The following is a 12,777-nucleotide window of genomic DNA, read 5'->3' as shown; positions in this document are numbered from 1 at the left end:
GTGATTTTCTGAGATTAGCGTCAAGAGCGAGCTAGATAGAGGAACGAAGGCAAAAGCATCACGCCCAACGACCCAATGGACTTGCCTAGCTGGAACGGAAATCAACCCCAAGTTATAGTGATGAGCCTTTATTTACTTAATAGAAGGATTAATTGAATGAAGATAAATCCGTATACATAGAAAATGAATGTGAAATGGAAGCTAAGTTTAACAATTTAGCAGATGTCTAGAAAGTTGAAAAAGGGGAGTGTACTTACTTCTATTCGACATTTAGACGAGATTACGTAACGTCGTAATTCATTTCACATTCATTTCTTTTTATCTGTAACAAAAGCAAAGCGACAGCAACAATTTTTTATCTGTGCGAAAGCGAAGCGACAGCAACAATTGCGCCGAGGCGCAATTGCATGTAAACTATTTAGAATAGGAGAGTGGACATGGATGAGGACAGCAATCGTAACAGATAGTACTGCATATATTCCGGCTGAGGAACGAGAACGCTTAAACATTCATATGATTCCGTTAAGTGTAAATATCTCAGGGCAACTATTTGCAGAAGAAGTAGATATCACAGCATCTGAATTTTATGATAAAGTACGCGGGGCAAAAGAATTCCCAAAAACAACGCAGCCCCCAATTGGAGAATTTGCCTCTCTCTTTGAAGAGCTGGCAAAAGAGTATGATGAAGTAATATCAATTCATTTATCAAGTGGAATCAGTGGAACATATCAAGGTGCAATTCAAGCAGGCGAGATGGTAGAGGATATTGATGTGTACGCTTTTGATAGTGAAATATCCTGTGCGGTACAGGGTTTTTATGCTTTACGAGCAGCTGAAATGGCGGCTCAGGGCTCTTCTGCAAAAGAAATTATCGATACATTGGCAGACATGAAGCAATCAATTCGTGCTTACTTCATTGTAGATGACTTAGCGCACTTACAACGTGGGGGACGTTTGTCTTCAGCAGCGGCATTAATTGGCGGCTTATTACAAGTAAAGCCAGTACTGCATTTTGTGGACAAGGTTATTGTACCTTTTGAAAAAATTCGTACGCGTAAAAAAGCATTAAAGCGTGCGGAGGAGCTACTAGCTGAAGATGTTCAAAAGTATGAAGCACTGGATGCTGTCGTGATCCACGGCAATTGCCAGGCTGAAGCAGAAGAATGGCTAGCACAACTAGCAGCAACCTACCCGAACGTTAACTTTAAATTAAGCTATTTCGGTCCCGTCATTGGCACGCACTTAGGTGAAGGCGCAATGGGGCTAGGCTGGACAAAAAAATAATATTAAGTGAGACAGTCTCTACAGCAAATTTGTAGAGGCTGTTTTTTTATTTTTGGGCATACCGTTTTGTCGGGTGAAGCGGGGGATCGCCTGTAATTCTTCAACATCGCTGATAAAAGTAAGAGAATCGCTGATAAACCCGCGAACATCGCTGATAAAAGTAAGAGAATCGCCGATAAACCTGTGAACATCGCTGATAAAAGTAAGAGAATCGCTGATAAACCCGCGAACATCGCTGATAAAAGTAAGAGAATCGCTGATGAACCCGTGAACATCGCTGATAAAAGTAAGAGAATCGCTGATAAACCCGTGAACATCGCTGATAAAAGTAAGAGAATCGCTGATAAACCCGTGAACATCGCTGATAAAAGTAAGAGAATCGCTGATAAACCCGCGAACATCGCTGATAAAAGATCAGAAATCGCTGATAAAAATCAGTCACATGAAAGGAGCAAAGCAATGACATACAAAGGTTGGTTGTTGCCACCTGCATTACGAGATTTTTATGAAGGACGTATTTGGTTAAAGGAGCATGCCCCATTTTCCAAGGAAGATATCGAGAAATCAATCAATCTTCAATACTTCCATATAATAGAAGGGATTCAAAAAGAGCCACATTTAAGATGCAATCGGTGCCGTAATGATAATCCTCAGCAATTTACAACGTTTGATTGTTCAAAGTGCCAGCAGCAATGTGTATATTGTAGACATTGTCTGAATATGGGGAGAGTGAGTAGCTGTACGCAATTGATGATTTGGACAGGCCCTCACGCAATTAGAACAAGAAAGCATGCACTCAAATGGGCGGGGCAATTTACAGTGCTTCAACAGCAGGCGGCAAAGGAAATGCTAGAAAGTGTTAAAGTAAAACGTTCCCATCTTATCCATGCAGTATGTGGGGCTGGAAAAACAGAGCTACTTTTTCCGACTGTTCATTATGCGTTAGAGCAGGGCTTACGGGTATGTATCGCTACGCCTCGTACAGATGTAGTGCTAGAGTTATATCCACGCTTTCAAACAGTTTTCCCGCAAACGATGATCCATGCTTTATATGGTGGTTCACCAAAACAGGTTGGTTATGCTCAACTTGTGTTGGCTACAACTCATCAGCTTTATCGGTTTGAGCGGGCGTTTGACGTCATGATTGTTGATGAGGCAGATGCATTTCCCTATACATTTGATGAAACCTTACAAAGCGCTGTGCAAAAGGCAAAAACGGCAAACGCACCAATAATGTTGGTTACAGCAACACCTTCGCATAAATTACTGACTCAGTACCAAAATGAAAGCTATTCATTTATCCCAAAGCGCTATCATAACCGTCCATTACCAGTCCCTCGATTTCATTCTCTATGGAACTATGAAAAAGGCTTAAAAAGGGGAAAGATCCCGCGAAAGCTAAAGCAATGGACAGAGGAACGTCTTGCACGAAAAGAGCCTTTTCTATTATTTTTCCCGACAGTAGAGTTAATGAAAATAGCTACGCCTCTTTTTCAGTTATTAGATGGAAGCATCATGGCGGTGCACGCTGAAGATCCCAATCGTAAAGAAAAAGTGCTTAAACTACGCCATGAAGAAGTTCCGGGTTTACTGACTACGACCATTTTAGAAAGAGGGATTACGATCAAGAATGTACAGGTTGCAGTGATTGGGGCAGAATCAAACATTTTTACTTCAAGTGCACTTATACAAATTGCAGGACGAGTTGGTCGAAATGCCAATTTTGCAGATGGAGACGTCGTATTTTTTCATCATGGCATTACGACTGAAATGGATGATGCACGTACAAAAATTCTTTATTATAATAAGAAAGGATTTTCATCATGAATAAAATTGAAACACTGTGCTTATTGTGCTCACAGCCTTTGCAATCAGCAATCTCATGGAAACTGCTTTTAACAAAACAATTTCAACCAACCATCTGTCATAGGTGCTCAGCTCGATTTGAATATTCCTCAACAGCAACAGCACTTTACCAATATAACGATGCGATGAAAGATTATTTGCATCAATATAAATTTCTACAGGATGTAGCTCTCGCTAAAGTATTTCGGCAGGAACTATATGCGCGCTTCAAACATGAAAAAGCAACCATTATACCGATTCCTATGCACCCCCTTAAGCAAAGGGAACGTACCTTTTCGCATATGGAGGAGTTATTAAAGGCGGCTAATATTCCTTTTTTGCAACTCTTAGAAAAGACGACGACAGAAACGCAAAGCTCCAAAAATAGAGAGCAGCGAATCCATGCAGCTTCTCTTTTCCGTTTGATGGATGGAGCACATGTAGAACATAAAGAATATCTTCTTTTTGACGATATAAAAACGACAGGAACTACTTTACAGCATGCCACCGAGATTTTAATGAATGCGGGTGCTAGAAATATCAAAAGCTTCACACTAATTAATGGATGAAAATGCTAATGCATTGTGTATAATAGATTACGAGTAAATAAGATTCGTATCTAGCAGTTATATGTAAGAGGAGGAAGAGTAGATGGCAGAGGTTCGTAATTGTCCGAAATGTAATGAGTTTTTTAATTATACAGGGGTCAGAGAAGTATGTCATAAGTGTGCTCAATCTGAAGAGGACTTATATCAAATCGTTTATCGCTTTTTGCGTAAACGTGAAAACCGTGCTGCGACAGTAGAACGTATTGTTGAAGCAACTGGAGCTGAAGAGGAGTTATTGTATAAATGGGTACGCAAGGGCCGCTTACAGACTGCGATGTTCCCTAATCTTGGCTATCCATGTGATAACTGTGGTCATCTAACGACAAAAGGCAAGCTATGTACAAAATGTCAGGATGAATTAAAGTCGGAGCTACGTACATTTGAAGCGGCGAAGGAGTTCCGTGATAGTGTGGCAGAACGTGATCGTGTAACATATCACGCAGAACGAAAACGTTAAAGGTCTAAAGTGTGTTAATTTTAAACAAAATTAGCACACTTTTTTATATTTGAAAACTTAACATTATGTGAGACAATCCGAAATAATAGGAAGATAAGCTTTTTAGATAGGGGGTTATTAAATGAAAATTACATCTTATGGGATTAATGCAGTGAACGCCTATAAAAATCAGGTGCGCGATGTGAAATCAAGCGCTAACAAGGTATCTTTTGCAGATAAAATCGAAATTTCAAAAACTGCTCAGGAGATGCAAGGAGTTTCAACATACAGCACAGAGCGTGCAGAACGCGTACAACAACTAAAAAAAGATATCAATTCTGGTGAATACAAAGTGGACGCTCGCAAAGTTGCAGAAGATATGCTGAAATATTATCGTTTCTAAGGAATATCAGAAAGGGTGCTTAGCAAAATGTCTACAGAAGCGATCTGTTCTACATTAACAAAGCTAGAAAGAATGCATAAAAGCTTACTTGAACTAGCCATTAAAAAAACTGAAATCATTACTGCTGGAAATATCGAAGCACTGGACCAAATGCTCAAGGATGAGCAGGCGCATGTAGCGGCCATCGATAAGCTCGAGCAACAGCGTCAGAAACAGGTAACGGACTACCTTGAAGCAAAAGGATTTGCTTCAACTGACAAAGCAACTGTCGCTGATGTCATCGAGGCTGCTGAACAACTGACTGAAAAAGACACGCTCTCAGGTGTTCGCAATCGATTATTGCAAATTATCAACGACTTAAAAAAACAAAACGATTTAAATCAAAAACTAGTGTTCCAATCACTACAATTTGTCAATCTGACATTGGATACTGTACGACCTCGGACTGAGCAAATGAACTACTCTGGCAGTGAAATACGTGGAACAAATAAGGTTGCCAAAAAATCATTTTTTGATTCTCAAGCTTAGTTTCTTGCACCCATGCAAGAAATTTTGCTTGGAATTATAAACGTACACAAAAAGGAGGAAAAAAAATGCGCTCAACATTTATGGGCTTAGAAGCAAGTAAACGCGGTTTATTTACACAACAAACGGCTTTATATACAACTGGACATAATATTTCCAATGCAAATACATTAGGTTACTCTCGCCAGCGAGTAAATATGCAAGCGACGCAAGGTTTCCCACAAGCAGGTTTAAATCAGCCTAACTATCCAGGACATCTCGGAACTGGGGTAGAAGCGGGATCGATTCAACGTGTTCGTGACGAATTTGTTGATCGTCAATACCGTCAAGAAACAAACAAACTAGGCTACTGGGAATCACGTTCAAATGCGATTTCTCAAATGGAAGATATCATGAACGAACCGTCTCAATATGGTTTAAACGCAGCATTAGAGCAGTTCTGGAAAGGGCTTCAAGATGTCAGTACAAACCCAGAAAATATGGCCTCTCGTAAAGTAGCTATCTCAAATGCTGATCACCTAGCTGAATCATTTAGATATACGGACAAGCAGCTAAAAACAATTCAAGGTAATTTAGGGAACGAAATTAAAGTATCGACGGATCGAATCAACTCACTTCTAAAACAGATTGCTGCCATCAATAAACAAGTGCAGGAAGTAGAACCGAATGGTCATGTACCGAACGATTTATACGATGAACGTGATGTGTTAATCGATGAATTAAATAATTACATACCTGTATCCATTAAGCGTGTCGAATCTGGCGGAAATGCTAGTGCTGTGGCTGAAGGAAGCCTTACAGTTGTGTTCAAATATGGTACAGAGGAAATTGAACTAGTTAATGGTAAAGATTGCGCTACTATCGAAGTAAATGGCACAGGTTCAAAACAAATTGATGGCAACGACTTGTCTAATTTGTTCTCATCTATTCAAGTAAGTGGACTTGGTAAAACAGAATCAATTGAATATGGCCAATTAGAATCAGGAAAAGGGAAACTATTATCCCTTATTGATTCGTACGGTTATACTACAAAAGATGCTAACGGCGACACTATTACTAAAGGCTACTATCTTGAAACATTAAAAGACCTTAATAAATTGGCAGCTGAATTCGCTAAAGCCTTCAATGATTTGCATAAGCAAGGCTATGATTTAAAAGGTGATAAAAGTGAAGATATAAATTTCTTTACTGGGGAAACCGAAAATGGAGAAATAACTGCTGGCAATATTAAAGTAAACGATGTTTTTCTAAAGGATTCTTCTAAATTAGCAGCTTCTGATAAACCAAACGAAGAAGGAAATGGAAAAATGGCACTTGAACTAGCTAATCTTCAATCCAAAAGCCAAGTTGATTTAGATGGTGCGACATTTAACTCTTTCTATCAAGGAATGATCGGTAAACTAGGAACTGATGGTGAAGAAGCATATCGATTAAACAAAACTTCTGAAAAATTATTAGTAACACTTTCTGGTAATCGTGCCTCAGTTAGTTCAGTGTCCCTTGATGAGGAAATGACAAATATGATTACGTTCCAACAAGCATATAATGCCAACGCACGTATGATTACAGTTGTCGATGAAACATTAGACAAAATCATTAACGGCATGGGCCGTGTAGGACTATAAAAATAGAATTACGATAGAAAGGGGTTTATAAAAAAATGCGCGTAACGCAATCCATGCTATCTAATAATATGCTTTTAAATTTAAATAATAGCTACGGTAAAATGTCCAAACTACAAGATCAAATCACTTCAGGTATGAAGATTACTCGTCCTTCTGATGACCCAGTTATTGCAGTAAAAGGAATGGGCTTTCGCCGTGATTTAGGTCAAGTTGAACAATATACACGTAATATGAATGAGGTTAATAACTGGATCGATACAACAGACGAATCGCTCAACCAAGTTGGCGAACAGATGAAGCGTGTGCGTGAGCTAGTGATTCAAGCTGCAAATGATACGAATACACCGGATGAACGTGCGAAAATTAAATCTGAAATTGATCAAATTCGTCAGCAAATTCAGGATGTGGGAAACACAAAGATTGCCGATCGTTATATTTTCAGCGGAACACGTACTAATCAGCCATTGTTTGAAAATGGTAAAATTGATCAAACAAAAGTAAACTCAGAAGATGTAGTTATTGAAGTTTATGATGGCATTCAGATGAAAGTGAACACTCCTGGAGCTGAACTATTTCAAAATATTGATGACATGATGGAAAAAATTTCAGATCTTTTAGATCCTAATCGTCCCGGTGGTCCAGCTACTGGTGAAGAAATCGGTGATGCACTAGGAGGAATATCTGATAAAAGTACTGGTGACGATATTACAGCTGTGCATAATAAAATTCTAGAGGCTCAGGCAGATGTTGGAGCACGTCAAAATCGTGTGGAGTTAATGGAGAATCGTCTTGCTATCCGAGAAGTAAGTGTAACAAAGCAATTATCCGATAATGAAGATGTTGATTATGCAAAGGCTATTACTGAAATGGTTACTAGTGAATCGATTCATCAAGCTGCACTTTCTGTTGGTGCGAAAATAATTCAACAAACATTAGTAGATTTTATTAGATAAAATAGTTTTACCTATTTAATCTTCGACAATATATCTTAACGAATAAGATTAAAAGAAGCGTTTGGACATTTTGTTCAGACGCTTTTCTTGAAAGGAGAGAAGCAGATGAGACTCCCGCAAATTCAAATTCATACAACTGATGCGAAATTAGACCTTAATATATCAAAACCACAACAATATATTAAACAACCGAAAGCAACACAGCATATTGAACAGCCAGCCGCTATTTTAGAAATTCATACGACAAAGGGCGTTTTAAAAATAGACTCTTCTCAGGCAAGACGGGATATAGGGATGATAGGTCCATTGGAATCAAGTGCCAACTACGCAGAAAAAGGAAAACAAGAGGCTCTCCAGGGAATGGCACGTAGGGCGAGAGAGGGACGTCAAATGGTGGACAACTCTGGTAAAGGCCAGGGCCGTGCAACTATCCAAAATATCGCAAAACAAAATCATGGTCCACACCGTACGCCGTTTAATATTAAATTTGTACCATCAGTAGGTTCAGTGAAAATAGACTATACACCAGGTACAACCGATGTCAATATTCAGCGAAGAGAGCCAATAATTGACGCAAAAGTGAACAAACCAATACACGAATACACACCAGGAAAAGTAACTGGTACAATGGTACAAAGACCGGATGTTGACATTAATGTCAGCATGTAAAGGAGCGTATAAAAGAATGAAAATTGCTACTAAATTTTTAGGTGAAGTCGAGATTGTAGAACAGGACATCTTAACGTTTGAGCATGGATTACTTGGATTAGAGAATGAAAAAAATTTTGTATTATTACCTATAGATGCAGATCTTCCTTTAGCGATGTTGCAATCTGTAGATAATGTGGAAATTGGTTTTGTGGTTGCCTATCCGTTCGCCTTCAAAAAAGATTACAGTTTTGATATAAGTGAAGATGATCGCGAGCAGCTACAAATTGGGAAGGAAGAGGACGTACTTACATACGGTATTGTAACAATGAAGGAAACATTCCAAGAATCCACTATGAACTTGCTTGCGCCTTTAATCATTAACATGGATAAAAAATGCGGTAAACAAATTGTTCTTCAAGATAATAAATCTTATCCATTACGTTATCCAATGCAAACATTGGAAGGAAGTGCGAAATAATGCTAGTACTTTCTCGAAAAAAAGACGAATCTATAATGATTGGCGATCAAATCGAAATTAAAATACTGGCTGTCGAAGGTGAGCAGATTAAAATCGGCATTGTCGCGCCAAAAACGGTGAAAGTACATCGCTCCGAAGTTTTTGAAGCTATCCAAGCACAAAATAAGGAAGCTTTATCGGCATCATCAAGCTTCTTAGAACAGTTAAAAAAGAAATAAAGTATATGTACCGTAGCTATAATTGCAAACTAGTAATTTATTACATAAAAAAATAAAAAAACTTTTAAAAAACTATTAAACATTTCCAACTAATTACGATATATAGATTGTGAGGGGCAGGAAGTACATACATACTACCTAATCCGAAATTCCACACGGATGTGGAATAACAAAACAAACATTCAAGGAGGAATTCCAAATGAGAATTCAACACAACATTTCAGCTTTAAACACACACCGTAACTTAGGCTTCAACAACGCTCAAGCTTCTAAAAACCTTGAGAAATTATCTTCTGGTTACAAAATCAACCGCGCTGGTGACGATGCTGCTGGTTTAGCAATCTCTGAAAAAATGCGTGGACAAATCCGTGGTCTTGACATGGCAACTAAAAACGCTCAAGACTCAATTTCTTTAATCCAAACTGCTGAGGGTGCTCTTAACGAAACTCACGCTATCCTACAACGTATGCGTGAACTATCAGTACAATCTGCGAACGATACTAACGTTAACGCTGACCGTGACGCACTTCAAAAAGAAGTAGAACAATTACGTGAAGAAATTACTCGTATTTCTACTGACACAGAGTTCAATACTCAAAAATTATTAAACTCTGATTTCAAAGATAAAGTATTCCACATCGGTGCTAACGAAGGTCAAAGCATTAAATTATCTATCGCAGACACTTCTTCTAAAGCATTAGGTCTTGAAGAAGGTGCTCAGCCAGCAACTGGCGGAACAGGTAAAACAGTAACTGATGCAAGTGGTAATACTTTAGCTTGGCATGCTAAAGATGACGTGTTAGCATCAGCTGTAGCAGCAATTAAAGCTACAGGTGCAGGTTACTATAATGCTGCAGGTGTTAAGGCTTCTGCAAATACTTCAGCTGGTAATGCAGCTACAGGTTTTAAACATTATGCAGCAGGCGCTGAAATAGCTCCAGCTCAAGCTGAAGTTAAAGCTACTACAGATGGTTTCTATTCAACTGATGGTACGCTTAAAAAAGCTGCAGCAACAGGTCAACAAGTATCTATCGGTGGACTTGATATTTCTTCACAAACTTCAGCTGATAAAGCAATTACAACATTAGATGCCGCTATCAAAACTGTATCTGATACTCGTTCTAACTTAGGTGCTGTTCAAAACCGTTTAGAACATACTATCAATAACTTAGGTGCAACATCTGAAAACTTAACAGCTGCTGAATCACGAATTCGTGATACAGATATGGCTGCAGAGATGATGTCATTCACTAAAAACAACATCTTAATGCAAGCAGCTCAATCTATGCTTGCTCAAGCTAACCAACAACCACAAGGTGTTCTTCAATTATTACAATAATTAAAGATAATATTTGTGGAATAAAGCCAATCCTTTTATGGATTGGCTTTTTATATGTGTGAAACAATTGCGAATCCATCAAAAAAACATTAATTATCTAAGGTGATTAGAGAAAACAAAATTTAATTTCTGGTGTCGAATATTGAATGTTTTAAGTTTTAGTCGATATAATAAAAGAATGAAATTCCGTGGAAATGAGGGGATACAGATGGAACAACAACTTATAAATGAAACTAAAGAATCATACTTTAATTATGTTAATAAGATATCAAGAGGATGCCGACTAATTGCTGAAGATTTACGACAAGGGAAAATGGCAATAGCTTTTCAAAATATAATTGATTTAGCAGAAGGACTTAATTGGTTAATTAGTGTGGAAGATAAGATGAGTCAATTAAATATTACAGTGAATAGCTCTATAAAAGAAGCAAGTGAGTTTTTTATAGAAATTAATATAGCGCTTGAACAGGAAAATTATATTCTGGTTGCAGACTTGTTTGAATATGAAGTTCAGGCATTATTTGAAGCTTCAGAGGATTGGACTTTTGAGAAAAAGGTGGAGAACTAATGATTTTTCCTGACAACATGCATTTACTTCAGCAAAAGAATAGAAATCTATATAAAAAACTCGGAGAAATTAATGGTAAAGTAGAAGAAGCTATTTTAATTGAAGTTGCAAAAAATGGTAATGAAACTTTAATTATTAAAGAAGAACGAAATCATTATTATGTACATAGTAAATATAACCCGCTCAAAGAAGCAGAGTCATTTATACAAAAATATAGTGAATTGAATAAATATGAACATATTTTATTCATCGGAACTGGATTAGGTTATCATATAAAATTGATTTTAGACGCTAATCCTACAATAAAATTTTCTGTTTTTGAACCGAATGCAGCAGTATTATCAGTGTTTCTTGAGCGATTTGAGTTAAAAAAATATAAAAAGAGAATCGTAGAAATTTTTACATCTATTGATGAAATATATAACAAGCAAGTCTTTTTCAAATATTATTCTGAATATGCAATAGATATAAGTTTGCCAATTACTAAGCAATTATATAATGATCAAATTAGAGAGTTTCATAAAGAACTTGGGCAAGTCATGGAAAATAAAAAAGAGTATATGCGAGTTAATTCACAATTACAGCAACGTTGGTCTATTAATTCGATTATTAATTTTCCTAAATTACTACAAACTCCTAATTTGTTAATTGACTTAGATAAAGAGAAGTTAAAAAATAAACCTGTCATTATTGTTGCTGCAGGTCCCTCATTAGCACAAGATCTTAAATATATTCAACAAATTAAAGAAGAAGGAAGAGCGTATATATTCGCGGTGGGATCTGCCATAAACGCATTAATAGCAAAGGACATTTATCCAGATGCATTTTTTAGTGTAGATCCGAACTACGAGAATCAATTTGTAGCAGAAAAATTGAAAGAAAAAAATCTTGATATTCCTCTAGTATTTGGTAGTACTATAGGCTTTGAGGTTTTAAATGGTTATCCGGGAAAAATGATTAGCTTTATGTTAAATCAAGATAAATTTTCTGAATATTTATTGGAGTACGATGAGGGTATTGTAGTTTATGATGCAGTCACTGTAGCGAATATGACACTTCAAGCATTAATGAAACTAGAAATGCAACCTATAATTTTTGCTGGACAAAATTTAGCGTATTTAAATAACAAAAAATATTCTGAAGGAATAGATTATAAGTTTAATCCAAGGGAAATATCAGAACAACAAATTGAAAATCAGAAATATACAATCAGTGTTACAGGTGAAAAGTTAGCAACATGGGATGAATATTTAAAAATGAAAGAAAATCTAGAGTATTATATAGCTAGAAATAATCATATTGAATTTATTAATACGACTAAAAATGGTGCCCATATTGAAGGAACGCGGTTTATGACAATTGAATCGGTAATTAATAATGTATTAACCCAAACTGATATTATTCCAAAGAATTGGAGCGCTGGAGAAAGTTCGTATAATTTGGATTTTGCAAAAGAGAATTTCAATAAGTTAGAGCGTAGTTTTGATGAATTATTGAAACTGTCAAATAAATGCTTGGAGTATTTAGACACGATTAATCATATGAATAAAACTGCTCTTTATAAAAAATTAGAGGTTTATTTGACAGCCTTTGATAAGCTATTTGAATTGATTCAAGAAAATGACTTTTTCAAAGTTATTATTCAGCCAATGACACGTGTTCAACATGAACAATTCATAATCAATTCCCCAAAAATCGCAAAAATGCGATTACCAAGAGAGAAAGTAAATTTATTTGATGAAATTTTTGGTAGCTATATGAAAACGATTTATTCGGCTATTGTATATGTACAACCTGCTTTCTATGAATTGAAACAGCAAGGTTTTAAATAGTAATAACTATAT

At 36.8% G+C, this 12,777-nt stretch carries 15 protein-coding genes; 14 read left to right on the top strand and 1 reads right to left on the bottom strand.

Features of this window, described 5'->3' with window-relative positions; translation table 11 throughout:
• The first annotated feature begins 441 nt into the window (after positions 1-441).
• Complete coding sequence (locus ACMZ42_RS20405) at positions 442-1,284, top strand: DegV family protein (protein ID WP_415732583.1); 843 nt, start codon at positions 442-444, stop codon at positions 1,282-1,284.
• 2 nt (positions 1,285-1,286) lie between these two features.
• Here ACMZ42_RS20405 and ACMZ42_RS20400 read toward each other — a convergent pair whose 3' ends face one another.
• Positions 1,287-1,685, bottom strand: a complete 399-nt coding sequence (locus ACMZ42_RS20400) for a hypothetical protein (protein WP_415732582.1) — start codon at positions 1,683-1,685, stop codon at positions 1,287-1,289.
• Between the two features lie 58 nt (positions 1,686-1,743).
• Here ACMZ42_RS20400 and ACMZ42_RS20395 point away from each other — a divergent pair, with 58 nt between their 5' ends.
• The 13 genes from ACMZ42_RS20395 to ACMZ42_RS20335 all read left to right on the top strand — a co-directional run bounded on the left by ACMZ42_RS20395 (position 1,744) and on the right by ACMZ42_RS20335 (position 12,765).
• On the top strand, positions 1,744-3,111 hold the full coding sequence (locus ACMZ42_RS20395) for a DEAD/DEAH box helicase (RefSeq protein WP_415732581.1): 1,368 nt from the start codon (positions 1,744-1,746) through the stop codon (positions 3,109-3,111).
• The gene (locus ACMZ42_RS20390; RefSeq protein WP_415732580.1) at positions 3,108-3,698 is read left to right on the top strand and encodes a ComF family protein; all 591 of its coding nucleotides are present in this window, start codon (positions 3,108-3,110) and stop codon (positions 3,696-3,698) included. Before ACMZ42_RS20395 ends, ACMZ42_RS20390 begins: the two co-directional genes overlap by 4 nt.
• An 82-nt stretch (positions 3,699-3,780) precedes the next feature.
• On the top strand, positions 3,781-4,194 hold the full coding sequence (locus tag ACMZ42_RS20385) for a TIGR03826 family flagellar region protein (protein ID WP_370078355.1): 414 nt from the start codon (positions 3,781-3,783) through the stop codon (positions 4,192-4,194).
• Positions 4,195-4,315: 121 nt separating this feature from the next.
• Positions 4,316-4,576: a flagellar biosynthesis anti-sigma factor FlgM gene (flgM, locus tag ACMZ42_RS20380; protein WP_415732579.1), complete on the top strand. Its 261-nt coding sequence runs from the start codon at positions 4,316-4,318 to the stop codon at positions 4,574-4,576.
• Between the two features lie 27 nt (positions 4,577-4,603).
• A complete protein-coding gene (locus ACMZ42_RS20375) occupies positions 4,604-5,104 on the top strand; it encodes a flagellar protein FlgN (RefSeq protein ID WP_415732578.1) in 501 nt (166 codons plus the stop codon).
• Positions 5,105-5,169: 65 nt separating this feature from the next.
• The gene (gene flgK / locus ACMZ42_RS20370) at positions 5,170-6,726 is read left to right on the top strand and encodes a flagellar hook-associated protein FlgK (protein ID WP_415732577.1); all 1,557 of its coding nucleotides are present in this window, start codon (positions 5,170-5,172) and stop codon (positions 6,724-6,726) included.
• A gap of 35 nt (positions 6,727-6,761) precedes the next feature.
• Complete coding sequence (gene flgL, locus ACMZ42_RS20365) at positions 6,762-7,679, top strand: flagellar hook-associated protein FlgL (protein WP_415732576.1); 918 nt, start codon at positions 6,762-6,764, stop codon at positions 7,677-7,679.
• A 105-nt stretch (positions 7,680-7,784) separates the two neighbouring features.
• Positions 7,785-8,348 (top strand): DUF6470 family protein, encoded by a 564-nt coding sequence (locus ACMZ42_RS20360; RefSeq protein ID WP_415732575.1) that lies wholly within the window; start codon positions 7,785-7,787, stop codon positions 8,346-8,348.
• Between the two features lie 16 nt (positions 8,349-8,364).
• Complete coding sequence (gene fliW / locus ACMZ42_RS20355) at positions 8,365-8,808, top strand: flagellar assembly protein FliW (RefSeq protein WP_415732574.1); 444 nt, start codon at positions 8,365-8,367, stop codon at positions 8,806-8,808.
• Positions 8,808-9,026: a carbon storage regulator CsrA gene (gene csrA, locus ACMZ42_RS20350; protein WP_198696064.1), complete on the top strand. Its 219-nt coding sequence runs from the start codon at positions 8,808-8,810 to the stop codon at positions 9,024-9,026. Before fliW ends, csrA begins: the two co-directional genes overlap by 1 nt.
• A 199-nt stretch (positions 9,027-9,225) precedes the next feature.
• Positions 9,226-10,365, top strand: a complete 1,140-nt coding sequence (locus tag ACMZ42_RS20345) for a flagellin (RefSeq protein WP_415732573.1) — start codon at positions 9,226-9,228, stop codon at positions 10,363-10,365.
• A gap of 208 nt (positions 10,366-10,573) precedes the next feature.
• Positions 10,574-10,933, top strand: coding sequence for a hypothetical protein (locus tag ACMZ42_RS20340; RefSeq protein WP_415732572.1), 360 nt, complete (start codon positions 10,574-10,576; stop codon positions 10,931-10,933).
• The gene (locus ACMZ42_RS20335; RefSeq protein ID WP_415732571.1) at positions 10,933-12,765 is read left to right on the top strand and encodes a motility associated factor glycosyltransferase family protein; all 1,833 of its coding nucleotides are present in this window, start codon (positions 10,933-10,935) and stop codon (positions 12,763-12,765) included. Before ACMZ42_RS20340 ends, ACMZ42_RS20335 begins: the two co-directional genes overlap by 1 nt.
• Positions 12,766-12,777 lie beyond the last annotated feature (12 nt).

The organism is Lysinibacillus sp. NPDC056185, assembly GCF_047737915.1.
Lineage (GTDB): Bacteria > Bacillota > Bacilli > Bacillales_A > Planococcaceae > Lysinibacillus.
Note: the sequence above shows the minus strand (reverse complement) of the source record. Positions and strands in the feature narration are given on the sequence as shown.

Bases quoted from the DNA above. Each gene is read 5' to 3' on its own strand.
- ACMZ42_RS20405 (WP_415732583.1), top strand. From the start codon at position 442: ATGAGGACAGCAATCGTAACAGATAGTACTGCATATATTCCGGCTGAG.
- ACMZ42_RS20400 (WP_415732582.1), bottom strand. From the start codon at position 1,685: ATGTTCGCGGGTTTATCAGCGATTCTCTTACTTTTATCAGCGATGTTC.
- ACMZ42_RS20395 (WP_415732581.1), top strand. From the start codon at position 1,744: ATGACATACAAAGGTTGGTTGTTGCCACCTGCATTACGAGATTTTTAT.
- ACMZ42_RS20390 (WP_415732580.1), top strand. From the start codon at position 3,108: ATGAATAAAATTGAAACACTGTGCTTATTGTGCTCACAGCCTTTGCAA.
- ACMZ42_RS20385 (WP_370078355.1), top strand. From the start codon at position 3,781: ATGGCAGAGGTTCGTAATTGTCCGAAATGTAATGAGTTTTTTAATTAT.
- flgM (WP_415732579.1), top strand. From the start codon at position 4,316: ATGAAAATTACATCTTATGGGATTAATGCAGTGAACGCCTATAAAAAT.
- ACMZ42_RS20375 (WP_415732578.1), top strand. From the start codon at position 4,604: ATGTCTACAGAAGCGATCTGTTCTACATTAACAAAGCTAGAAAGAATG.
- flgK (WP_415732577.1), top strand. From the start codon at position 5,170: ATGCGCTCAACATTTATGGGCTTAGAAGCAAGTAAACGCGGTTTATTT.
- flgL (WP_415732576.1), top strand. From the start codon at position 6,762: ATGCGCGTAACGCAATCCATGCTATCTAATAATATGCTTTTAAATTTA.
- ACMZ42_RS20360 (WP_415732575.1), top strand. From the start codon at position 7,785: ATGAGACTCCCGCAAATTCAAATTCATACAACTGATGCGAAATTAGAC.
- fliW (WP_415732574.1), top strand. From the start codon at position 8,365: ATGAAAATTGCTACTAAATTTTTAGGTGAAGTCGAGATTGTAGAACAG.
- csrA (WP_198696064.1), top strand. From the start codon at position 8,808: ATGCTAGTACTTTCTCGAAAAAAAGACGAATCTATAATGATTGGCGAT.
- ACMZ42_RS20345 (WP_415732573.1), top strand. From the start codon at position 9,226: ATGAGAATTCAACACAACATTTCAGCTTTAAACACACACCGTAACTTA.
- ACMZ42_RS20340 (WP_415732572.1), top strand. From the start codon at position 10,574: ATGGAACAACAACTTATAAATGAAACTAAAGAATCATACTTTAATTAT.
- ACMZ42_RS20335 (WP_415732571.1), top strand. From the start codon at position 10,933: ATGATTTTTCCTGACAACATGCATTTACTTCAGCAAAAGAATAGAAAT.